This window comes from Sphingomonas sanguinis (genome assembly GCF_001476905.1).
Classification (GTDB): domain Bacteria; phylum Pseudomonadota; class Alphaproteobacteria; order Sphingomonadales; family Sphingomonadaceae; genus Sphingomonas; species Sphingomonas sanguinis_B.
Genome location: NZ_LDTE01000146.1, coordinates 1 through 551 on the forward strand (window position 1 = coordinate 1; position 551 = coordinate 551).

Sequence of the window (551 nt, forward strand, 5' to 3'; positions counted from 1 at the left end):
TTGACCCGGCCGGCGTCGCGGCGATCGTTGACGAGCTGTCGGACGCGGGCTTCCCGCCGGAGATGCTGAAGGCCATTCCGCAGGGCTGGCGACTGAACAGCGCGATCAAGGGGCTGGCGCGTAAATGCGCCGCCCGGACGGTTCGCCATGCGGGAACGCAGCTGATGACGTGGTGCATCGGCAACGTGAAGCAAGAGCCGCGCGGTGCCAACGGCGTCGCGATCACGAAGCAGTCGCCCAGCGCGAAGATCGATCCTGCTGCGGCGATGTTCTCCGCCGCGATGCTGATGACCCTCAACCCAGAGGCCGCTGGCGGCTTCGTCTACAACGAACGTGGGATGGTGATTTTGTGACGGGACCAGACAGCTATGTCCGAACCCGTCGCGGGTTCAACACCTCCGAGGGTCATTATGCGGCAGCTCCATTGCCCGGCCGCCCTGCCCCGTCGAACGTCACCGATGGTCGGTTCTTCGGTGATGAGGTCTGGAACATCATCTCCGGTCAGACAACCGAGGCGAACACGGCAGAGACGGCCGCGCGCGTCGCGGCGG

Annotated in this window: 2 protein-coding genes; both read left to right on the forward strand. The window is 65.5% G+C overall.

Features of this window, described 5'->3' with window-relative positions; genetic code table 11:
• The coding region (locus tag SB4_RS17595; protein WP_241488677.1) for a terminase TerL endonuclease subunit at positions 1-353 on the forward strand (353 nt) is incomplete at its 5' end.
• On the forward strand, positions 350-551 hold a 202-nt coding region (locus tag SB4_RS20230; RefSeq protein ID WP_206598026.1), incomplete at its 3' end, for a hypothetical protein. The genes SB4_RS17595 and SB4_RS20230, both read left to right, overlap by 4 nt.